Source organism: Aeromonas sp. 604176 (assembly GCF_049170755.1).
In the GTDB taxonomy this organism is placed as follows: Bacteria; Pseudomonadota; Gammaproteobacteria; order Enterobacterales; family Aeromonadaceae; genus Aeromonas; species Aeromonas veronii_A.
The window spans coordinates 1-504 of sequence record NZ_JAAKNE010000319.1 but is presented as its reverse complement, the minus strand read 5'-3'; the positions used below and the strand labels follow the sequence as shown (position 1 = coordinate 504).

Annotated in this window: 1 protein-coding gene; it reads right to left on the bottom strand. The window is 55.6% G+C overall.

The window, feature by feature from the left end; translation table 11 throughout:
* Window positions 1-504: DDE-type integrase/transposase/recombinase (locus G5358_RS21600; protein WP_421324942.1), on the bottom strand; the 504-nt coding region annotated here is incomplete at both ends.

Sequence of the window (504 nt, the reverse complement as noted above, 5' to 3'; positions counted from 1 at the left end):
CTGATAGGCCATCTCCAGTGCTTTGATTGCCAATTCTGCATCAGGTTTATCAGACATCGCCCAGCCCACGACCCGCCGGGTGTACAGGTCAAGCACCGCTGCCAGGTAATACCAACGACCACCTGCCCAGACGTAGGTGATATCGCCACCCCACACCTGATTGGGTTGCTGGACATCAAATTCGCGGGCCAGCAGATTGGGAATGTCCGGTCGTTCAGACCGAGCGACCTGATAGCGATGAGTGCCCGGTTGCTTGGATACCAGACCGGCTTCCTTCATCAGGTTACGTACTTTGAATCGACCAATCTGATACCCCAACTCCCGCATCATCGACATCAAGGCACGGCTGCCCGCTGAGTTTCGGCTCGCTTTGAACAAACGGCGCAACTCAGAGCGCTGCTGCATACGCTCACGGTTAATCGTCTGCTTGCGAGCCAGATAGTCGTAAAAACAGGATGTTGGAACATCGAAAGCGCAGCAGACCAGGGTGATGGGGGCTTGCTC